The sequence below is a fragment of the Rhizobium sp. Leaf453 genome (assembly GCF_001425605.1).
Lineage (GTDB): Bacteria > Pseudomonadota > Alphaproteobacteria > Rhizobiales > Rhizobiaceae > Pararhizobium.
Genome location: NZ_LMRG01000001.1, coordinates 501,597 through 521,245, shown reverse-complemented (window position 1 = coordinate 521,245; position 19,649 = coordinate 501,597). Strand labels below are relative to the sequence as shown.

Sequence of the window (19,649 nt, the reverse complement as noted above, 5' to 3'; positions counted from 1 at the left end):
GCGACCGCGTCTGATCCAATCGTTCAAACTGCTGAAATTACGGCATTATCCAGTGCGCGAGAACGCGCCGGGTGAGCGTCGTGACCAAGAGGACAACGCATGGCCATTTCTCCTCCGAGTGATCTTGTACTGGATGTCGTGCGCGCCGCCGATCCGGCCAAGGTCGAGGAAGCGCAAGCGCGGCTGAAAGCCAATCGCGCGGCCTTCCAGGCATCGAGCCTTGCCGAAAACGGCAACGGTTTTGCCAATACGGTGGCCATTCTCGAAAACAGCCCCAGCAACAGCCTCGGCGACATCAACAACCGCGCCGAAGCCAAGAAGATCCCCGAGACCTATCGCAAGTTCGAGGCCATGGTGCTGCAGAACTTCGTCAAGTCCATGCTCCCGGCCGAGAGCGAGGAAGTTTACGGCAAGGGGACGGCCGGCGATATCTGGAAGAGCATGATGGCCGAGCAGATCGGCAACACAATGGCGAAGGGCAACGGCATCGGCATTGCCGAAAGCCTTGTGACGGACCGGATCGTCGGTTCCGATGGCACCGACCGCGTCAACGCCTCGCTCGGCGGCAACGACAACAATGTCGCGATGAGCATGGTCCAGGAATATCAGCGCAAGGCAGTCGCCGACTTCACGGGAACGGAAGACAAGACAGACCAGCAGTAGGATATCCCGGCCGACTGCCTGGGATAGCCTGATACGGAAGTTTTGCGCATGCATCACGCCAGGGGCCGAGGCCCGCGTGCAGCCAGCGCCAACGGGAGCGAAATGATGGAAGTTGTTGCATCGGGTGACGTGCGGATCCAGAACGTGCTGGGACGTCTTGAAATGATCCTCGACAACGAGAGTGCCCGCATCGGCGTCGATCCGACGTTCGATCTGAAGGCGTCGAATGCCCGCAAGAGCCGTTGCCTGTATGAGCTGACGATGCTGCACCGCGATGCATCGCCGGACGAAATCTCGCCGGCCTTCGTCTCGCAGACGAAGCACATCCAGAGCAAGCTGGTCGCAAATTCGCAGAAGGTGAATGCGCATATGGAGGCCTGCCGCTCGGTGGTCGATATTCTCAAGGCTGCGGTCCAGGATGCGGATGCGGACGGCATCTATTCCGAACAGCAGTTCCGCTACGGCGATTTCTGATGCTCAAGCTCGTCATTACCGGCGCCTGGATTTGCGCGGTCTCGCTTGGATCGGTCTATTTCTCGATCCAGCATGCTTCCGCGCCGATCGTTTCCGATGCGGAGGCTGAGCGCCGCGCATTGCAGGAATATGTGCCAGGTGAACTGATTACCGTACCCGTCATCACCGATGGCGGCGTGCAGGGCTATTTCCTCACCAAGCTTTCGTTCTCGGTCGACAAGGCCAAGGCGAAGAACATGGAAATCCCGCTGAAGGAATCGGTGACCAATGCCCTGTTCGATATCCTTGTCGGACAGAAGCTGATCAATGTCGCGGATTCCAACAGTTTCGATCTCGCCAACTTCAAGACGGTGGTGAAGGAGCAGCTGAACAAGCAGCTCCGCGACGAGGTAATCTTCGAGGTCCTGATCGAACAGCTTGAATATCTGTCCAAGACCGACGTTGCCCGCATCGCCAATTCGGCGAATCAAAAGCAGCAGAAACCGGTCCCGATCGTCGATAAGAAGGGCCAGACCGCCCACGATGTCCTGCCGGGTAAGGAAGCTTCAGCCGGCCACTAAGCCCGGCAGGCAACACTGTGCGACGCGGCTCAGTTCTTTTCGGGATTGCGGTACTGTTCGTTGACGAAGCCGAATTCCATCATTAGCCGCCCGACAGCGACATAGAAATGGTAGAGCCCTGCCGATGGCAGGTTGGCGGATCGCCACAACAAGACGCCGCGAAACGGCGAAGCTGCCAGAAGCGCCAGAGATTTGGCGATCGTTCTGATCCGCCCGGCGAAGCCCGGCCTCGCGCGATGCTCCAGCACGGCTGAAATGGCGCCGTTCCTCAGGCTGCGCGCCCGGATCCACGACATCTCCGTTCGCCGCGCCGGCACGGTTTCGGCAACCCAGGCTTCCTTTGCCCAGGCAAAGGTAAAGTTCTTTTCCTTGCAGCGCCGATAGAAATCGCTGTCGCCTCCACCGATGAAATTGAACAGCGGATCGAGGAACGGACGCGGCATCGCGTCCAGAACCGGCCGGGTGATCAGGACATTTCCGGAGGAATAGAGGATCGGTACAGGGCCGCTCGTGTCATAATGAGGCATGAACACGGGATGGCGCTTGCGATCGTTGCGGGTCTGGTCCTCGAAGTCGGGCAGCTGTGGACCGCCGACAAGGTCCGAACCCGTTTGTTTTTGTACCGAAACGAGACTATCGAGCCAATCGGGGGCCGCGACTTCATCGTCATCGATCACGGCGATGGCGCGAAGATTGGCATAATGGGACAGTGCCATCGACCAGCCGGCATTGTAGGCGTGGCAGTTTCCACGCTGATGGGCGATGACCACCAGGCCATTGACGCGGTGGTCGGCAAAGAACTTTTTCGCGGTATTTGCGCCCTCCATACCATCGGCATCGTTCTCCATCACAACGATGGCAAAGGCGCAGCCAGGGGCTTGGGACACCACGGTTTTCAGCGTTTTGACCAGATGTTCCGGCCGCCGGAATGTCGGGAGCGTGACGACCAGTTCGACGCTGTCAGCCGGATCGACTGTCGCCTGGGAAAACACGGTCACATCCTGGAGGGGCGGGTTCATGGCGGCAACCTGTTGACGGCGAGGATTTGAAAAGCACTAAACCAAATCTTCCTAAACAGATGCTGAATTTCCAATTTCGCTTTTGAATGAATGATTTAAAGGTCATTTTACATCGCGTTGATACAGTCGCCGCAGTTGTTCTCAAGTCTCGTGTGGCGACATGCATCTGGTTTTCGTTTCCTCGCTGGTGCCGGTGGAGAACCCTTCATCGGGTTTCGACATTGCAAACCGCGCCGTGCTGGACGGCCTTCGCGCCTTGGGCCATCAGGTCAGCGTCGTCGGCTTTCTGCAGCCGGGGCAGACCGTTGCGCCGGACGGAGCTATGTATGTCCTTGGTGAACTGGAAGTCGCCAATGCCAAGGTCGGAGCATCCACGAAGCTACGCTGGCTGGCCAAGGCATTTCTCAACCACACCACCGTCTCGTCCGCCAAGCTGCTGACGGTCGATGCCGATCATATTGACGCGATGTTGACGGAACTGCAGCCGTTCGACGGCATCATCCTCAATTCCGTGCAATTGCCTGGCGCATTCGCCAGCGTCTTCCAAAAATATCCGACGATCTACATCGCCCACAATGTCGAAGCGGACTCGGCGCTGGAAAATGCCGAGCGTGCATCGAGCTGGCTGCAAAGGATGCTTTTCCGGCGCGAGGCACGTTACCTTGAACTGCTCGAAAAGCAGCTGACCCAGGTGGCTTCGGCGATCTGGACCTTCGCGGAAGCGGATCGTTTCGGATTCGGATACACGGTTTCCGATCGGGCGGCTGTCCTGCCGCTGGTCACCCGCTGGGAGCCGCCGCAGGACCGGATCGGCGCGGTCGTGGAACATGATCTCGCCCTGATCGGAACCTGGAGCTGGCAGCCCAACCGGATCGGTCTCGACTGGTTCCTGTCGAAGGTCGTGCCGCTGCTGCCGGCTGAAATGACCATCGCCATCGCGGGCCAGCTGCCGTCCGTACCCGCCGTTTCCCATCCGGGTGTCCGCTTTCTCGGACACGTGCCGGATGCGCGCGCCTTCGTCGAGGCTGGAGCAGTCGTTCCGCTGATCAGCCGCGGCGGCACGGGCGTCCAGTTGAAGACGATTGAGACCTTCGAACTCGGCATGCCGAGCGTTGCCACGCGCGCATCGCTGCGCGGTGTAGGCTCGCCGCCGGCAAACTGCTCGGTCACCGACGATCCCGCGGATTTCGCGCGGTTGCTGACCGAGCGCGTGGCCGAGGTTCGCGCCGGAAATCGCAAGCGCCTGTCTGGCAGGCTCTTCCATCAGGCTCAGAAGACGAAGCTACTCGAAACGCTTGAAAAGGGCCTTTGCAGCCTTGGCAAACGCTTTGCGGAAAAAGGTTTCGCATCGTCCTGGGAAGAACCCGAGCCGGCCCGGGCAAGCAAGAAGACAGCCGGTGCGCCGTTTGGCTTTGCCGTGCATGAGGGGGGCAAGTCCCGATGAACGTTTTTCCGGAGACATCGATCGTCGCGTCGCAACGCGCGATCCTCGACCTGCCCGTCTGTGATTTCGGCTGGGCGGATGCGTTTGCGTTTGCCGACGAGATCGCCTCGCTGCCGATCGGTCAGACGGTAATCTCGTTCCTGAACGCCAACAACGCCAATCTGATGATGCGCGATGCCGACTATCGCGCCATCCTCAACCGGCACATCGTCCTTCCCGACGGGCACGGCGTCGACATCGCGTCCTGGCTGTTCCATGGCAAGGTGTTTCCGGCCAACCTGAACGGTACCGATTTCGTGCCGGGATTGTTGACGTATATGACCACGCCGCGTCGTGTGGCGATGATCGGTGCCCGTGCCGATGTGATTGAACGGGCGGCGGAAAATTTCAGGAAGCATGCGCCCTGGCACGAGTTCATCGCCGTTGCCGACGGCTATTTCGACGATTCCAGGTCGGACGAGGTCATGGCCAGGGTTCGCGAACTGAAGCCCGACATTCTGCTGATCGCCATGGGGAGCCCGAAACAGGAAAAGTGGATCGATCGTTATGTCGGTCCGGGTCACGCACGACTGGTCATCGGTGTCGGCGCATTGTTCGATTTCGTCGCGGGCGAGGTGCCGCGTGCATCATTGACGATCCGGCGTTTGCGGATGGAGTGGCTGCATCGGCTGGCCTACGAGCCGGGCCGTCTCTGGCGTCGCTATCTGCTTGGAAATCCGCGCTTCCTCTTTTACATCCTCCGTCATAAGCTGAGTCTGAAATTCAAAACTCCGGAGGTTGGCGGTCGCCACTCCGGGTCGCGGTCTTTCTGACGGAACCCATCATGCGCACTGCTGTCGTGACAGCGTCCTACGCCAATGATTTTGAGCGCTGCCGCCTGCTGTGCGAAAGCATGGATCTGCGGCTGAAAGGCGATTGGACGCATTATCTGCTGGTCGCCCCGTTCGACGTCGCGCTGTTCCGGCAGTTGGAAGGCCCGCGCCGCCGCGTGATCAGCGAAGGCGACCTATTCCCCTGGTGGCTGCATGCGGTGCCGGACCCGATGACGGCTGGTCGACGCAAACTCTGGATCAGCCCCTACAGCCTGCCGTTGCGCGGCTGGCAGGCGCAGCAGTTGCGCCGGCTCGCGCTGGCGCGCCATATCGACGAGCCCGTGATGTTCGCCGTCGATTCCGACGTCGTCTTCCTGCGCGATTTCGACCCGGCCAACCTCTGGCAGGGCGATCGGTTGACGCTGTACCGCAAGGATGGCGGCATCGGTCAGCGGATGCGCTCCAATCATCTGGAATGGCTCGCTCATTCCGACCGGCTTCTCGGCATCGGCCCCTTCAGCCTGCCGGCCAACGATTACATCAACACACTGATCGCCTGGCGCACCGACACGACGCGGGCGCTTCTCGACCATATCGAGACCCTGCATGGCCGCCACTGGATCCGGGCGATCATCCGCTCGCGTCAGTTCTCGGAATGCCTGATCTATGGCCGGTTCGTGGACGAAGTCCTGAAAGGGCAGGGGCATGTCGCGTCGCCCGATGGCCTTTGCCATGTTCTCTGGTTCGAGGACAGTTATGCGCGCGATATCAATGGCCTGCGCCACTTCATGAACGACATGGCGCCGCACCAGATCGGCATCGGCGTGCAGTCCTTCGTCGGCCACGACCTGACCGATATCCGCAACATCGTTCTCGAACGGGCCGCCTGATGTTCTTTAGATGACCCGGCTCGTCTCCCGGCGCATGGCGCTGTAGGTGAGGGTGAAGGAAGCGGCATAGAGCGCCAGATAGACACCGTTGAGCATTGGCGACCAATAGGCGACATCCGTGCTGGCCGTGAAGAGCGCCGCAAGCAGCCCCACCTTGACGATCCCCGCGATAACCAGATTGACTATCCGGCGTACCGTGCGGCCGGTCGCATAGAGCAATTCTGAATGATACTCGACGAGATTGCGGAAGGACGGCACCAGCAGCACGGCTATCAGATAGGGTGCGGCTTCGGAGACATTGTTGCCGAGCCCGCGCGGAAAGATCCAGAGATAGACGGCCATGCCGGTGATCGCCACCAGCGAGACACCCGCCACCAGCCCCTCGATCGTCAGCCGGGTGCGCCACGAACTGATCGTGCCGGGTGTGCGCATGATCTTCTGGACCAGCAATGTGTTGAAGGACCTGACCGGCAGCGCCGTCAGGTCGGCCAGCCGCATGATGATCGCGTAGATGCCCGAAACTTCCGGCCCGCTGATCGCCAGAACCGCGATCTTGTCGAATTCCGACTGGATGTAGAACAGCACCTCGGCGCCCGCGACCGAGACCGAATCCGCCCATCTGCGGATATAAAGCTCCGGCCGCCAGCGCAGCCGCACTCGGGGAAAATACCAGATGATGGCGATGACGAGTGCGAGCGCATTGGCGCCGAGATAGAACAGCGACCATGCCTCCAGCGACGACCAGTGAAGCACTGAAAAGGCCAGGGCGGCTGCTGTGCGCATGCCGGTGCCGATGACGACGAGAAACGCGGCGCGGCCAAAGCGGCCGAGCCCGTTCAGCACGATGACGACGACTTCCAGCCCACGCCAGCAGATGATTTCGGCGACCATCAGGGCAAGGAAGACGTGAAGCGCGATGTCGCGCTCGAAAACGGCATAATAGACCGCCAGGCACAGGACAGCCAAAAGCGGCAGCGACGCGAGCGCCCCGACGATAAAGCCGGCACTATAGGTGCCGACCAGCAGCGGCTTGACGGTTGCGACCCGGTAGAGCGGCGACATGAAGCCGAAGGCGAGCACGCGCGAAATCATGATGCCGGCCGCAGATGCGGTGGCAAACAGCCCGAATTCGGCAATCGACAGGCCGTTGGCAACGCAGATGAAATAGACGAGCGATAGAACCAGACGGCCCGCAGACCCGCCTGTCATCGAGATATAGGCGTGAATCACGCCACTGTGGCGCTTATAAAGGGTCTTGGCGAAATCGATCAAGGGGCGGGGTCCAGCTATGCTGTCCCGTTTTAGACCTTAAAGCTTAATGAGCGGTTTGGCGGCGTCTTGTCGAGGTCACATTGCCGTGAGAACGGGGCCGCCGTTAACGGTTTGTTTCCCATAAAAACTTAAGCTCCATTCATATTCATTGGTGTGCCCAATTGCGGGCGTTTGCAGGTTCTGATGTTCGATCCGGATGACAACAAGCGGAACGCCGCTCGCCGCTCCCTCCTCGACCTTGCGTCGAAGGAGCAGGAGATGCCGCGCCGTGCCCCACAACGGCAGAGCCCCGGCTCTTTGCTTGATCGCCTGTCCAGTTCAACGGCAAAGCCGCAATCCGCGCAAAACGAGGCTGCGCCGCAGCCGGGCGACATCTCCGAACAGCCGATTTCCACCAGCCGTCTGTCGTCCTGGCTCAAGGGTTCGGAAAAGGTCAAGCCTTCACCGCAACGTGAAACTGGAGGTTTCGCCCACGAACCCACACCGACATCCGAAATCTACCTCGACGATACGCGTGACCGGCCGCTGATCGATATCGCCACGATCCTCTCGTCGGTCTGGCAGATGCGCAAGGTCGTCGTCGTCCTGACAGTTCTGGGCGCTGTCGGTGGCGTGGCGCTGGCCATGTCCACGCCGAGCATTTACGTGGCAGACAGCAAGCTTTACGTCGATCCGCGCGAAGTCCGTTTGACGGATTCCGATCTCTCCAAGGAAAGCCTGGCGACCGAGGCCATTTTGGCGCTGGTCGATAGTCAGCTGGAAGTTCTGCGGTCGCGCACGGTCCTGGAAAAGGTCGCGATCGACATGGGGCTGGACCGTGATCCGGAGTTTGGTGGCAAGTCCACCGACAAGGGAAATCTGGCGGCTGGAATCGATGTCATTCGCGACATCGTCTCGCCCGGCAAGGGACAGCCCGCGCCGGCGTCCGGGGTCAGCCCGCAAACGCTGGAGAAACTCAGCGATGCGGTATCGGTGTTCCGCGATCAGAAAACCTTCATCGTCACCGTCGAGGTGGAAAGCCGTGATCCACAGAAGTCGGCGCTGATCGCCAACCGCATCGTCACGACGTTTCTCAGCGAGGAGCAGGCCGCTCAATCCGGCTTCTTCCAGCGCACCACTGCGGCCCTCGACAGCCGGCTGGCAGACCTGCGCAAGGAACTCGATGCCGCCGAAAACGCGGTGGAGAAGTACAAGGCCGATCACGATATCATCGGTGCCAACGGCGAGCTGATTTCCGACAAGCAATTACTTGCATTGAACGATCAGGTCGGTGCGGTGCGCAGCCGGATCGCCGATGCGCGCGCGAAAGCGGACGTGGTCACCAAGACCCGGCTGAATGACGTGCTGAGCGGCGCCGTGCCGGAAGAGCTGAGCTCAGTCACGCTGCAGGAACTTCGCAAGCAATATTCGCAGGCACGCGCGCAACTCAGTTCGCTCGATGCAAGTCTCGGCCCGCGCCATCCGCAACGGCTGGCAGCTGCGCAGGCACTCGAGGTTGCCCGCTCCGAAATCGGCAACGAACTGCGCCGTATCGAAGCGACATCGCAGACCGAACTCGATCGGGCGATCCGCACCGAGAAGGATCTTCTTCAGCAGCTTGCAGTGCAGAAGGCACAGCAGGTCAATTCCTCGACCGGCTTTATCGAACTGCGCGAACTGGAGCGCAAGGCGAATGCTACCCGAACGATCTATGAATCCTTCCTCAAGCGGGCGAGCGAAACCGGCCAGGAAGAAAAGCTGACGTCCAAGAATATCCGCGTGATCTCGTCGGCCGAGCCGCCACTTCAGGCCAAGGGGCCGTCGCGCAAGCTCATTGCCATCGGCGGTATGATCGGCGGCTTCATGGCGGGTATTGGTCTCGGGATTGTGCTCGGCGCCTATCGAAGTCTGCGGGACATGTTCCGGCGGTCGAACCGTGCGCCTGTGGTGGTTCCGGATCGCGACCCGCCGGGGCAGGACGATCATCCAAGTGGGCCTGTTCCCACACGGCGGTTCGAAGAGCCGGTGCCCGCGGCATCGGTATCGGCCGTCAGACCGCGCATGCCGGCGGCGCACCATGCCGAGGCATCCGCCGCAGCGCTCTCCGCTCTGCCGGTACGCCACGCGGCAGCGACGGACTACGAGCGGGATTACCCGTACGACAACCGCGGTTACGAGCGGGAAGACGGCAATGTCGCTCAGGTCCAGGCCGACCTGCGCGCGCTTCGCTCCCGCGTCGAACACTACGCCAGACTGCGTACTGGTACCGGCCGTTAAAGCCTCTTCGGCAAAAGACAATCCGTGCCGTATCCGGCGCGGGTTTCGCCCATTTCCTCACCAATGCAAGAAAATGAAAGACGCATGGCCTTCGCGTCCATCATTGCGCTTTCGGCCTTGATTTATTCGATCTGGACAGCTTAGGACGCATTGAGGCCATCGATATTATCCGCTGGCATTAGAGTGATAAAAAACGAACGACCATCTGGGAGAACACCGTGACGACTGTGATTGATGGCAAGCAGGTTGCAGCGTCGGTGATCGATGCCGTGAAGGCCGCATCCGAGACACTGACGAAGGAAACGGGCGTCAAGACGGGTCTCGCCGTCGTCATCGTCGGCAGCGATCCTGCCAGCCACGCCTATGTCGGCGCCAAGGGCCGCATGGCCAAGGAATGCGGTTTCACTTCGGTGCAGCATACCCTGCCGGAGGAGACGACCCAGGAAGAACTCGCCGCACTCGTCCAGACGCTCAATGCCGACGAGACGCTGCACGGCATCCTCGTTCAGTTGCCGCTGCCGAAACACTTGAATTCCGAGCCGATCATCCAGTCGATCCTGCCGGAAAAGGATGTCGACGGTCTGCATGTCGTCAACGCCGGCAAGTTGGCGACCGGCGATCTCGATGGTGGCCTCGTGTCCTGCACCCCGGCCGGCGCCATGGTGTTCGTCAAGCGCACGCATGGCGAGGATCTTTCCGGCCTGAACGCCGTGGTCATCGGCCGCTCCAACCTGTTCGGCAAGCCGATGGGGCAGTTGCTGCTCGCCGCCAATGCGACGGTGACGATCGCCCATTCGCGTACCAAGGACCTGCCAGCCGTCTGCCGCAACGCCGACATCCTGGTCGCCGCTGTCGGTCGCCCGGAGATGGTGAAGGCCGATTGGGTCAAGCCCGGCGCCACCGTGATCGATGTCGGCATCAACCGCATCGCGGCACCCGAAAAGGGCGAGGGCAAGTCGAAGCTCGTCGGCGACGTCGCATTCGAGGAGGCCGCCAACGTTGCAAGCGTCATCACGCCGGTTCCAGGTGGCGTCGGCCCCATGACCATTGCGATGCTGATGGCGAATACCGTCATCGCCGCCTATCGCAAGGCGGGCAAGAAGGCGCCAAAGTTCTGAGTTGGAAGGCTTGACTGATCTTCACGACCGTGCGGCAGGGCCGGTGGAGGCCCTGACGATCAGTTCCGTGCGCCACAGTTCCTGATCCGGATAGTCACCGGTCTTGAGGATGCGCGAGATCAGCCGTGTCGCGATGCGTGACCCGGCTGCCCGAAGCGACGATCGCGTTGTTGTCAGAGGCACGCTGAAATTCTCCGGCTTCAGCATCGGCAGAACGTCGTCATGGGCGATCAGCGAGATATCGCTGCCGATCTGCAGCCCGGCCTTGTTGATGGCCCTGACGGCGCCGAGTGCTATCACGGTACTCGAACACAGCACTGCGGTCGGCGGGCGTTCGCTGTCCAGAAATTGCTGCATGGCCCGATGGCCGTATTCGTCGGTCATCAGAGAGTTATGCACGAGGCTCTCGTCCAGCGTCATGCCGTTTTCCTCCAGCGCGCGCCGCATGCCCTTGGCCCGGCGGATGGAGAAGGTCAGGTTTCCCGGGCCGTTGATCAGCGCGATCCGCCTATGCCCAAGCTGGATCAGCAACCGCGTTGCGTCATAAAAGGCGCCGGTATTGTCGATGTCGAGAAACGGATAGTCGGCCGCTTGTCCGATCGCGCGGCCATGGACGACGAAGGGGATCGACAGCGATTTCAGCATGGCTATGCGCGGATCGTTGGCGCGGACATAAGCCAGGAAAAGGGCATCGACATTGCCGCTCGCCGCCAGTCGCTTGAATGTTGCTTCCTCGTCGTCAGGCGCGCTCGGATTGATGACGAAATGGAAATCGTGGCGAACGGATTCCTCCCCGAGACCAGCCAGGAATTCGCCGAAATGCACATCCGAATCGATGCCCTGCGCGATCGGCATGACGAGCCCGATCGACCCGGCCCGACCCGTCGCTAGTCTCTGGGCGGCGCGATTGGGGCGATAACCGGTGTCGCGCACGGCGCTCAGTACACGCTGGCGCGTTTCCGCATTCACCTCCGGATAGCCGTTGAGTGCGCGGCTGACCGTCGTTTGCGACAGGCCCAGCATCTCCGCCAGCTGCTTCAAATTCACGTTCATTGTCAGCGCATCCTCCCAAAGCGCTTTGATTTTTATTAGAATTTCCTTTTTCAGTGTCAAGGCGCGGACGGTTTTGTAACACTCCGTGACGCACCAACAAAGAAAAATTGGCTTCATTGCGACGCAAACCTTCGCTGCAGTGCATAAAATCATCGGCATTTTCCCGGCTGTGGGAAAGCACTTGACTTTCTGCCCCTCAAAATGATTTGTTAGCAAACTCAAAGCGCTTTGAATTTTGTGGGCGCAATGATATCCGCCCGGCAACAAAATGGGTCGGGCATTTCTTGGGAGGAAATGACGTGAAAAGAACATTCTTGATGGGAGTGGCAGCGCTGGCGCTTGTGGCTGGTGCCGCGAATGCCGCCGAGCTGAAATTCAAGCCGGGTGAAGATTCCAAGTTCAACTGGGGAAGCTACGAAGAGTTCAAGAAGGGTCACGACCTCAAGGGTCAGACGCTGACCATCTTCGGACCGTGGCGCGGTGAGGACGAGGCCCTTGTCCAGTCCGTACTCGACTATTTCCGTGATGCAACCGGCGTCGATGTGAAATACTCCTCCTCGGAAAACTACGAGCAGCAGATCGTCATCGACACGCAGGCTGGCAGCCCGCCGGATGTCGCCGTCCTGCCGCAGCCGGGCCTCATCGCCGACCTCGCCTCGAAGGGCTACCTGACGCCGCTCGGCGAGGACACCAAGAAGTGGCTCCTCGAAAACTATGCCGCTGGCCAGTCCTGGGTCGATCTCTCGACCTATGCCGGCAAGGACGGCAAGAAAGAACTCTACGCATTCCCCTACAAGATCGACGTGAAGTCGCTGGTCTGGTACGTGCCGGAAAACTTCGAGGATTCGGGCTATGAAGTTCCGAAGACCATGGAAGAACTGAAGGCGCTGACCGAAAAGATCGTTGCCGATGGCGGTACGCCCTGGTGCATCGGTCTGGGCTCCGGCGGTGCGACCGGCTGGCCGGCGACCGACTGGGTCGAAGACATGATGCTGCGCACGCAGCCGGCCGAAACCTATGACAAGTGGGTCACCAACGCGCTTCCGTTCAACGACCCGGCTGTCGTCGGCGCCATCGACGAGTTCGGCTGGTTCGCCAAGAACGACAAGAATGTCGATGGCGGTGCTGCTGCCGTTGCTTCGGCCGACTTCCGCGACAGCCCGAAGGGCCTGTTTGCGTCGCCGCCGAAGTGCTACCTGCACCATCAGGCCTCGTTCATTCCGTCGTTCTTCCCGGAAGGCACGGTTGTCGGCGAAGATGCTGATTTCTTCTACATGCCGCCTTACGCCAGCAAGCCGGAGCTCGGCAACCCGGTTCTCGGTGCCGGCACGCTCGCCATGATCACCAAGGACACGCCGGCTGCGCGCGCCTTCATCGAATTCCTCGAAACGCCGATCGCGCACGAAGTCTGGATGGCTCAGACGAGCTTCCTGACGCCGCTGAAGAGCGCCAACAAGGAAGTCTATGCCAACGGCCCGATGAAGAAGCAGGGCGAAATCCTGCTGAACGCAACGACCTTCCGCTTCGACGGCTCCGACCTGATGCCCGGCAAGATCGGCGCGGGCGCGTTCTGGACCGGCATGGTCGATTACGTTGGTGGCAAGTCGGCACAGGATGTCGCCGACGGCATCCAGAAGGCATGGGACTCGATCAAGTAAGATCGGTCAGGCCATTCGCGCCTGAAGCGCGCAGTTCACAAGACCGGCTCCGGAAGAAATCCGGGGCCGGCAAGAAAAAGACTGCAAGGCCTGAAACCCATCGAAACGCGTTCGCCTGTGAGGCGCTGACGATGGTGACGAAGCCAACATAAAGCGCCTTGGAATAGGAACCGCTGCCGAGCGTATGTGACGCCCGGCAAAGAGGCGGTGCGACCGTTCCGGCCCAGCATGCATCCCGTATCGAGGATATCATGCGGCAAAGGCGGCCAGGCCGTACATCCGGCCTTACATTCCTGGGGAGGAAGTTGCCATGCAGCAGTTGTTATTCGCCATCGCCACGATGGCTGCGGGGGTTCTCGCCTGCGCCGCCTATTTCTTCGGTACGAACTGGATCCTCGACAGGATCTTTCCATCGAAAGGGCTGACAGGTCCGGTCGCCTCGCGCAACCTGCGCATCACCAATGCCATCCGACCCTGGCTCTTCCTCGGTCCGGCGCTGTTTTCGCTGACCATCTACCTGATTTATCCCGTCATCGCCTCCGTCTGGCTCAGTCTGCATGACAGGGCAGGTGAGAATTTCGTCGGATTGAACAATTTCATCTGGATGTTCAATGACGGCGAGTTCCGCCAGTCGATCTACAACAACTTCCTCTGGCTGCTGGTCGTGCCCGCCGCTGCCACCTTCTTCGGCCTGATCATCGCGGCGCTCACCGATCGCATCTGGTGGGGCAATATCGCCAAGACGCTGATCTTCATGCCGATGGCGATTTCCTTCGTCGGCGCGTCCGTCATCTGGAAGTTCATCTACGATTACCGCGCCGAAGGCACCGAGCAGATCGGTCTCCTGAACGCCATTGTCGTCTATTTTGGTGGCTCGCCGGAAGCCTGGGTGACGCTGCCCTTCTGGAACAACTTCTTCCTCATGGTCATCCTGATCTGGATCCAGACCGGTTTTGCCATGGTCATCCTGTCGGCCGCCCTGCGCGGCATTCCGGAAGAAACCATCGAGGCTGCCGTCATCGATGGCGCCAACGGCCTGCAGATCTTCTTCAAGATCATGATCCCGCAGATGTGGGGCACGATCGCGGTCGTCTGGACGACCATCACCATCCTGGTGCTCAAGGTCTTCGACATCGTGCTCGCCATGACAAACGGGCAGTGGCAAAGCCAGGTTCTCGCCAATCTTATGTTCGACTGGATGTTCCGCGGGGGCGGGGACTTCGGCCGTGGTGCTGCGATCGCCGTCATCATCATGGTTCTCGTGATCCCGATCATGATCTGGAACATCCGCAACGCGACCAAGGAAATGGAGGGCCATTGAGATGATTGCTTCTTCCCGCTCGCCACTTGTCTGGCTCGTCCATATTTCCGTCGTCCTGCTGGTGGTCCTCTGGACCCTGCCGACCGCCGGCCTCCTGATCTCGTCGCTGCGTGACAAGGACCAGTTGGCCGTTTCCGGCTGGTGGACGGCTCTGTCCACATCATCGCAGAACCTCACCGGTCGTGCCGCCTTGCCAGAAACGCAGGTCGAGCGTGACGGCAAGTTCGTCATCGCGGGGAACCTTCTGGAAGGCGGCAATTCGAAGGTTTCGGCCTTCGGTGTCCGGCCGCTGCAACCGACCGCATTTGCTGTTGGTATGGCTGCCGACCTTGGCGATGGCCAGACGCTGACCGTCCAGGACGACGGCTCTTACGAGATCGTTTCGCCAACCCGTATGGAAGGCACGCGCGGACAGCGCATCTTCTACACTGCCGCCGTTCCGCCGCGCTTCACCTTCGACAATTATCGCGAAGTCATGCGGGCCGCCGGCATCGGCGCATCCTTCATCAACTCGCTGACCGTCGCCATTCCCGCGACCGTCATCCCGATCCTCGTTGCCGCCTTCGCAGCCTATGCACTGGCCTGGATGAAGTTCCCCGGCCGCGCGATCCTGATTGCCGTCGTCGTCGGCCTGCTCGTCGTGCCGCTGCAGATGTCGCTGATCCCGCTGCTGAAATTGTATAATGGCGTCGGCGCGTTCTTCGGTGTCCCGGCCAAGACCTATGTCGGCATCTGGCTGGCGCATATGGGCTTCGGCCTGCCGCTCGCCATCTATCTCCTGCGCAACTACATGGCCGGCCTGCCGCGCGAGATCATGGAATCGGCCCGTGTCGATGGCGCTTCCGATTTCGATATCTTCATCAAGATCATCCTGCCCTTGTCCTTCCCGGCGCTGGCATCGTTCTCGATCTTCCAGTTCCTCTGGACCTGGAACGACCTGCTGGTCGCCATGGTCTTCCTCGGCACCGGCAATGACGAACTGGTTCTCACCGGCCGTCTCGTCAACCTGCTCGGCTCGCGCGGCGGCAACTGGGAAATCCTGACGGCCTCGGCCTTCATTACCATTATCGTGCCGCTGATCGTGTTCTTCACCCTGCAGCGCTACCTGGTGCGTGGTCTGCTGGCGGGCTCGGTCAAGGGCGGTTGAAATCTCGTAATCTCAAGGACGTCTACAGGAATGAATATGAGCATGACCCAGGCAATTGGTTCGACATTGCAGGCCGACCGGGACTGGTGGCGGGGCGCGGTGATCTATCAGATCTACCCGCGTTCCTACCAGGACTCGAACGGCGACGGCATCGGCGACCTGAAGGGCATCACCGCACGGTTGCCGCATGTCGCGTCGTTGGGCGTGGATGCGATCTGGATCTCGCCGTTCTTCACCTCGCCGATGAAGGACTTCGGCTATGACGTGTCGAACTATACCGGCGTCGATCCGATCTTTGGCCTGCTTGCCGATTTCGACGCGCTGATCACGGAGGCCCATCGCCTCGGCATCCGCGTGATGATCGACCTCGTCATGTCGCATACGTCGGACCAGCATCCCTGGTTCGTCGAAAGCCGCTCCAGCCGCTTCAATCCAAAGTCCGACTGGTATGTCTGGTCGGATTCGAAGCCGGATGGCACGCCGCCGAACAACTGGCTGTCGATCTTCGGCGGCTCCGCCTGGCAGTGGGACCCGACACGCCTGCAATATTACATGCACAACTTCCTGACCTCGCAGCCGGATCTCAACCTGCACAATCCGGAAGTTCAGGACGCGCTTCTGGCTGTCGAGCGTTTCTGGTTGGAGCGCGGCGTCGATGGCTTCCGGCTGGATACGATCAACTTTTACTTCCACGATCTGGAACTGCGCGACAATCCGGCTCTGGCCCCGGAACGCCGCAATGCCAACACCGCGCCGGCGGTGAACCCCTATAACTATCAGGAACATCTCTACGACAAGAACCGCCCGGAGAACCTCGAATTTCTCAAGCGCTTCCGCACCGTCATGGACGAGTTCCCGGCAATCGCCGCCGTCGGCGAAGTCGGCGACAGCCAGATCGGTCTTGAGATTGCCGGCCAATACACGTCCGGCAATGACAAGATGCACATGTGCTATGCCTTCGAGTTTCTGGCGCCCGATCCGCTCACGCCGGCGAGCGTCGCCCAGGTGCTGCACGATTTTGCCCGCGCCGCTCCCGAAGGCTGGGCGTGCTGGGCTTTCTCGAACCATGACGTCGTGCGCCATGTCAGCCGCTGGGGCCAAGACATCGCCGATCATCAGGCGCATGCGAAGTTTCTCGTCAGCCTGCTGACCACGCTGCGCGGCTCGGCCTGTATCTATCAGGGTGAGGAACTGGGCCTGACGGAAGCGGACCTCGCCTTCGAAGATTTGCAGGACCCCTACGGCATCCAGTTCTGGCCCGATTTCAAGGGTCGCGACGGCTGCCGCACACCGATGGTCTGGGAACAGGACGCGGTCAACGGCGGCTTCGGCGAAGGCAAGCCTTGGCTGCCGGTGCCGAAGGAGCATCTGGAGCGCGCTGTTTCCGTGCAGCAATCGGATCAGCAGTCGGTGCTCAATCACTACCGGCGTTTCCTGGCTTTCCGCAAGCAGCATCCGGCCTTTGCCAAGGGCGAGATCGAATTCCGGCCCTATGCCGCGCCGGTACTCGGTTTCGAGCGGACATTCGGCAACGAGACGATCCTCTGCCTGTTCAACATGAGCGGAGAGGCAACGCGTATCGAACGGCCGTCGGAGCAGCTGGAAGTTCTGGAAGGCCACGGCTTCGCATCGCAATTGACGGACGACGGGATCACGCTGCCGGCATGGGGCGGGTTCTTTGCCCGTATCGTCTAAATCGGATCAAGCCGGCCCGCATAAAGGTCCGGCCAAAAATGAGAGAATGAAGGGGAGGATGACATGGCAGGTTTGCAACTGAAGAATATCCGCAAGTCTTATGGCGCGGTGGATGTCATTCATGGCATCGATCTCGACATCAAGCAGGGCGAATTCATCGTCTTCGTCGGTCCGTCCGGCTGCGGAAAATCCACGCTGCTACGCATGATCGCCGGCCTTGAGGAAATCTCCGGCGGCGAAATGTATATCGCCGACCGCCTGGTCAACGATGTGCCGCCGTCGCAACGCGGCATCGCCATGGTCTTCCAGTCCTACGCGCTCTATCCGCACATGACGGTTTACGACAACATGGCGTTTGGCATGCGCATCGCCAAGGAAAACAAGGAAGAGATCGATCGCCGCGTCCGTTCAGCCGCCGACATCCTCCAGCTCACCAAGTATCTCGATCGCCTGCCCAAGGCGCTCTCCGGTGGTCAGCGCCAGCGCGTCGCTATCGGCCGCGCCATCTGCCGCAATCCGAAGGTCTTCCTGTTCGACGAGCCGCTGTCCAACCTCGACGCGGCCCTGCGTGTCGCGACCCGCATCGAGATCGCCAAGCTGTCGGAACAGATGGCCGATACGACGATGATCTACGTTACCCACGACCAGGTCGAGGCCATGACGCTCGCCGACCGCATCGTCGTGCTCTCTGCCGGCCATATCGAACAGGTCGGCCCGCCGCTGGAGCTTTATGAGCGCCCGGCCAATCTGTTCGTCGCCCGCTTCATCGGTTCACCGGCCATGAACATCATCCCGGCAAAGATTGTGTCCACCGGCGCTGAGACAACGGTCGAGCTGCCCGGCGGCAAGAAGGATGTGCTCGACATCCCGACGGCCGAGTCCGAAAATGGCAAGACGGCAAGCTTCGGCGTCCGTCCGGAAGACCTGCGCGTCTCGACTGGTGACAGTTTCCTCTTCGAAGGCACGGTGTCGATCATCGAGGCGCTGGGCGAAGTTACGCTTCTCTACATTGAAGGCCTGGTCGCTGGTGAGCCGATCATCGCCAAGATCCCCGGCATCCTCGATATCAAGCGCGGCGAGAAGGTTCGCTTCACGGCTGACAAGGCGAAGCTCCACCTCTTCGACGCCAACGGAAAGACCTACCGGGTCTAACCGAGCAACACCCTCGAAAAGCCCGTCTGGACTGCGGTTCAGGTGGGCTTTTCATGATGTGTATCATTTTAGATCTTCGTCTCATGCTCCGTTAAAGGCTCCCGTGCCATCTTTTCCGGACGGGTAGACGAGGGCAAGGGCGATGCGGGGAGTAGCGTCGGACAGGCCGACATATCTGAGCCGGGAAGAATCCTTCATGTATGATCGGGAAGCCTATTTCCCGCTGGAGGAGACGCATAACGAGGCCCGGATCGAGTATACCGAAAACGGCATGCTCAACCTGACCTCACGCCGCTGCGAGTTGCTGCAAATATCGAAGAGCAGCGCGGTCATCGGCATCACCACCCAGTTCAGGTTGCCGCAAAATTTCTACCTCGATATCACCGGTGCCCGCATCGGCATGATCGGCTGCCTTGTCCGCCGCGTCCACGCCAACAACATCCTCGAAGCCCGTTTCCTGCGGCTGATCTCGGACCGAGACCTCAACAAGATTTTCGTTTATTCCACGCATCCCAATCACCGTGGCCGAGTGCTGGATATCTACAATTGATGCTCCATCCCACCGGCTGACACCCACGCGCGCTTGACACCATGGCCATGGCAATGTGTGACTGATCATTCGTCACTGGAGCGGGATGATCGAGCATGGAAAAACCCTACAAGCTTTCCTGTCACTGTGGTGAAATCCGCTTTGAAATCGATGAGGAAATCGGCGAACTGATCGAATGCAACTGCTCGACTTGCCGGCGCTCCGGCTTCCTGCACTGGAAGGTCCCGGCCGACCGGATCAAGCTTCTCAGCGAAAAACGCCAGATGGCCACCTATGTCTGGCGCTGTATCACCGAGGGGCATCATTTCTGCCCCACCTGCGGGGTCGCCCTGCTGCGCACCGGTTATCCCGCCGGAAAAGTCTCGGTCAACGCCCGCTGCATCGACAACATCGACCTCTTCGAACTGACGATCGAACGCTACGACGGACGGCGCGACATGCATCCTGGGCCGTTGCCGTGAAGGCGGCAGGTATAGCGGCAGAAGAACAAGCCCCTCACCAACAAAATCTAACACTTAGCCTGCGGCTAAGATGTTGATTTTGTGTCCTCTCCCGCAAGGGGAGA

At 60.3% G+C, this 19,649-nt stretch carries 18 protein-coding genes; 15 read left to right on the top strand and 3 right to left on the bottom strand.

Going from position 1 to position 19,649, the window contains the following annotated elements; all coding sequences use genetic code 11:
- Window positions 1–99: 99 nt before the first annotated feature.
- From ASG68_RS02490 to ASG68_RS02480, 3 genes are all read left to right on the top strand, one after another.
- Window positions 100–663 (top strand): rod-binding protein, encoded by a 564-nt coding sequence (locus ASG68_RS02490; RefSeq protein WP_062583409.1) that lies wholly within the window; start codon window positions 100–102, stop codon window positions 661–663.
- 105 nt (window positions 664–768) lie between these two features.
- The gene (locus ASG68_RS02485; RefSeq protein ID WP_062583410.1) at window positions 769–1,137 is read left to right on the top strand and encodes a hypothetical protein; all 369 of its coding nucleotides are present in this window, start codon (window positions 769–771) and stop codon (window positions 1,135–1,137) included.
- Window positions 1,137–1,697 carry a hypothetical protein gene (locus tag ASG68_RS02480; RefSeq protein WP_062583411.1) on the top strand — a complete coding sequence of 187 codons (561 nt, stop codon included), beginning with the start codon at window positions 1,137–1,139 and terminating at the stop codon, window positions 1,695–1,697. Before ASG68_RS02485 ends, ASG68_RS02480 begins: the two co-directional genes overlap by 1 nt.
- A 29-nt stretch (window positions 1,698–1,726) precedes the next feature.
- Here ASG68_RS02480 and ASG68_RS02475 read toward each other — a convergent pair whose 3' ends face one another.
- The gene (locus ASG68_RS02475; protein WP_062583412.1) at window positions 1,727–2,716 is read right to left on the bottom strand and encodes a glycosyltransferase family 2 protein; all 990 of its coding nucleotides are present in this window, start codon (window positions 2,714–2,716) and stop codon (window positions 1,727–1,729) included.
- A gap of 160 nt (window positions 2,717–2,876) precedes the next feature.
- Here ASG68_RS02475 and ASG68_RS02470 point away from each other — a divergent pair, with 160 nt between their 5' ends.
- Genes ASG68_RS02470 through ASG68_RS02460 form a run of 3 tightly spaced genes read left to right on the top strand, consistent with a single transcriptional unit; the run spans window position 2,877 to window position 5,862 of the window.
- Window positions 2,877–4,160, top strand: a complete 1,284-nt coding sequence (locus ASG68_RS02470; protein ID WP_082478233.1) for a glycosyltransferase — start codon at window positions 2,877–2,879, stop codon at window positions 4,158–4,160.
- Window positions 4,157–4,972 carry a WecB/TagA/CpsF family glycosyltransferase gene (locus ASG68_RS02465; protein WP_062583413.1) on the top strand — a complete coding sequence of 272 codons (816 nt, stop codon included), beginning with the start codon at window positions 4,157–4,159 and terminating at the stop codon, window positions 4,970–4,972. The genes ASG68_RS02470 and ASG68_RS02465 overlap by 4 nt, the downstream gene beginning before the upstream one ends.
- 11 nt (window positions 4,973–4,983) lie before the next feature.
- Window positions 4,984–5,862, top strand: a complete 879-nt coding sequence (locus tag ASG68_RS02460) for a DUF6492 family protein (protein WP_062583414.1) — start codon at window positions 4,984–4,986, stop codon at window positions 5,860–5,862.
- A 6-nt stretch (window positions 5,863–5,868) separates the two neighbouring features.
- Here ASG68_RS02460 and ASG68_RS02455 read toward each other — a convergent pair whose 3' ends face one another.
- Window positions 5,869–7,134, bottom strand: coding sequence for a lipopolysaccharide biosynthesis protein (locus ASG68_RS02455; RefSeq protein ID WP_062583415.1), 1,266 nt, complete (start codon window positions 7,132–7,134; stop codon window positions 5,869–5,871).
- Window positions 7,135–7,392: 258 nt separating this feature from the next.
- Here ASG68_RS02455 and ASG68_RS02450 point away from each other — a divergent pair, with 258 nt between their 5' ends.
- Both ASG68_RS02450 and folD read left to right on the top strand, forming a co-directional pair.
- On the top strand, window positions 7,393–9,390 hold the full coding sequence (locus ASG68_RS02450) for a GumC family protein (protein WP_210173825.1): 1,998 nt from the start codon (window positions 7,393–7,395) through the stop codon (window positions 9,388–9,390).
- Window positions 9,391–9,608: 218 nt separating this feature from the next.
- The gene (gene folD, locus ASG68_RS02445) at window positions 9,609–10,508 is read left to right on the top strand and encodes a bifunctional methylenetetrahydrofolate dehydrogenase/methenyltetrahydrofolate cyclohydrolase FolD (protein WP_062583417.1); all 900 of its coding nucleotides are present in this window, start codon (window positions 9,609–9,611) and stop codon (window positions 10,506–10,508) included.
- A gap of 21 nt (window positions 10,509–10,529) precedes the next feature.
- On the opposite strand, the gene ASG68_RS02440 is transcribed toward folD, so the two are convergent.
- Complete coding sequence (locus ASG68_RS02440; protein ID WP_062583418.1) at window positions 10,530–11,561, bottom strand: substrate-binding domain-containing protein; 1,032 nt, start codon at window positions 11,559–11,561, stop codon at window positions 10,530–10,532.
- Between the two features lie 299 nt (window positions 11,562–11,860).
- On the opposite strand from ASG68_RS02440, the gene ASG68_RS02435 reads away from it, so the two are divergent.
- The 7 genes from ASG68_RS02435 (at window position 11,861) to ASG68_RS02405 (ending at window position 19,545) form a co-directional block, all read left to right on the top strand.
- Window positions 11,861–13,219 carry an ABC transporter substrate-binding protein gene (locus tag ASG68_RS02435; RefSeq protein WP_062583419.1) on the top strand — a complete coding sequence of 453 codons (1,359 nt, stop codon included), beginning with the start codon at window positions 11,861–11,863 and terminating at the stop codon, window positions 13,217–13,219.
- Window positions 13,220–13,529: 310 nt separating this feature from the next.
- A complete protein-coding gene (locus ASG68_RS02430; protein ID WP_062583420.1) occupies window positions 13,530–14,540 on the top strand; it encodes a carbohydrate ABC transporter permease in 1,011 nt (336 codons plus the stop codon).
- A gap of 1 nt (window position 14,541) precedes the next feature.
- Complete coding sequence (locus ASG68_RS02425) at window positions 14,542–15,687, top strand: carbohydrate ABC transporter permease (RefSeq protein ID WP_062609119.1); 1,146 nt, start codon at window positions 14,542–14,544, stop codon at window positions 15,685–15,687.
- 42 nt (window positions 15,688–15,729) lie between these two features.
- Window positions 15,730–17,382, top strand: a complete 1,653-nt coding sequence (locus tag ASG68_RS02420; protein ID WP_062583700.1) for an alpha-glucosidase — start codon at window positions 15,730–15,732, stop codon at window positions 17,380–17,382.
- A 63-nt stretch (window positions 17,383–17,445) separates the two neighbouring features.
- Window positions 17,446–18,534 carry an ABC transporter ATP-binding protein gene (locus ASG68_RS02415; RefSeq protein WP_062583422.1) on the top strand — a complete coding sequence of 363 codons (1,089 nt, stop codon included), beginning with the start codon at window positions 17,446–17,448 and terminating at the stop codon, window positions 18,532–18,534.
- Window positions 18,535–18,676: 142 nt separating this feature from the next.
- Entirely contained in the window at window positions 18,677–19,084 is a 408-nt protein-coding gene (locus ASG68_RS02410) for a hypothetical protein (RefSeq protein WP_082478235.1), read from the top strand.
- A gap of 95 nt (window positions 19,085–19,179) precedes the next feature.
- On the top strand, window positions 19,180–19,545 hold the full coding sequence (locus tag ASG68_RS02405) for a GFA family protein (protein ID WP_062583424.1): 366 nt from the start codon (window positions 19,180–19,182) through the stop codon (window positions 19,543–19,545).
- Window positions 19,546–19,649: the final 104 nt, after the last annotated feature.

Excerpts from the sequence above, each read along its gene's own strand:
- ASG68_RS02490 (WP_062583409.1), top strand. The coding sequence starts at position 100 with ATGGCCATTTCTCCTCCGAGTGATCTTGTACTGGATGTCGTGCGCGCC.
- ASG68_RS02485 (WP_062583410.1), top strand. The coding sequence starts at position 769 with ATGGAAGTTGTTGCATCGGGTGACGTGCGGATCCAGAACGTGCTGGGA.
- ASG68_RS02480 (WP_062583411.1), top strand. The coding sequence starts at position 1,137 with ATGCTCAAGCTCGTCATTACCGGCGCCTGGATTTGCGCGGTCTCGCTT.
- ASG68_RS02475 (WP_062583412.1), bottom strand. The coding sequence starts at position 2,716 with ATGAACCCGCCCCTCCAGGATGTGACCGTGTTTTCCCAGGCGACAGTC.
- ASG68_RS02470 (WP_082478233.1), top strand. The coding sequence starts at position 2,877 with ATGCATCTGGTTTTCGTTTCCTCGCTGGTGCCGGTGGAGAACCCTTCA.
- ASG68_RS02465 (WP_062583413.1), top strand. The coding sequence starts at position 4,157 with ATGAACGTTTTTCCGGAGACATCGATCGTCGCGTCGCAACGCGCGATC.
- ASG68_RS02460 (WP_062583414.1), top strand. The coding sequence starts at position 4,984 with ATGCGCACTGCTGTCGTGACAGCGTCCTACGCCAATGATTTTGAGCGC.
- ASG68_RS02450 (WP_210173825.1), top strand. The coding sequence starts at position 7,393 with ATGCCGCGCCGTGCCCCACAACGGCAGAGCCCCGGCTCTTTGCTTGAT.
- ASG68_RS02440 (WP_062583418.1), bottom strand. The coding sequence starts at position 11,561 with ATGAACGTGAATTTGAAGCAGCTGGCGGAGATGCTGGGCCTGTCGCAA.
- ASG68_RS02430 (WP_062583420.1), top strand. The coding sequence starts at position 13,530 with ATGCAGCAGTTGTTATTCGCCATCGCCACGATGGCTGCGGGGGTTCTC.
- ASG68_RS02425 (WP_062609119.1), top strand. The coding sequence starts at position 14,542 with ATGATTGCTTCTTCCCGCTCGCCACTTGTCTGGCTCGTCCATATTTCC.
- ASG68_RS02420 (WP_062583700.1), top strand. The coding sequence starts at position 15,730 with ATGACCCAGGCAATTGGTTCGACATTGCAGGCCGACCGGGACTGGTGG.
- ASG68_RS02415 (WP_062583422.1), top strand. The coding sequence starts at position 17,446 with ATGGCAGGTTTGCAACTGAAGAATATCCGCAAGTCTTATGGCGCGGTG.
- ASG68_RS02410 (WP_082478235.1), top strand. The coding sequence starts at position 18,677 with ATGCGGGGAGTAGCGTCGGACAGGCCGACATATCTGAGCCGGGAAGAA.
- ASG68_RS02405 (WP_062583424.1), top strand. The coding sequence starts at position 19,180 with ATGGAAAAACCCTACAAGCTTTCCTGTCACTGTGGTGAAATCCGCTTT.